The organism is Pseudomonas sp. SIMBA_068 (assembly GCF_046534705.1).
Taxonomy (GTDB): Bacteria; Pseudomonadota; Gammaproteobacteria; order Pseudomonadales; family Pseudomonadaceae; genus Aquipseudomonas; species Aquipseudomonas putida.
In genome coordinates, this window is the sequence record NZ_JAWRYI010001612.1 from 1 (window position 1) to 237 (window position 237).

Consider the following 237-nt stretch of genomic DNA (forward strand, 5'->3'; position numbering starts at 1 on the left):
GGGTCCAGGGCAACAGCTCCAGGCCTTTGCGCCGGACCAGATTGACCAGGGCCAGGGTGCGGGCGGACTCATCCAGCCCGCTCAGCGGTTCGCGACTGAGCACCAGTTCGCCGACCTTGCGCTGGCGTTCGGCCCGCAGCACGCCTTCGCGCTCGTCCCAATCCAGCTGATCGACTTGCCGCACCTGCTCCGCCAGTACCGAATCGAACAACATCGGATCGAAATCCGCCGCCAGGT

At 66.2% G+C, this 237-nt stretch carries 1 protein-coding gene; it reads right to left on the reverse strand.

Features of this window, described 5'->3' with window-relative positions; translation table 11 throughout:
• Window positions 1-237: hypothetical protein (locus SB756_RS35165; protein ID WP_410913893.1), on the reverse strand; the 237-nt coding region annotated here is incomplete at both ends.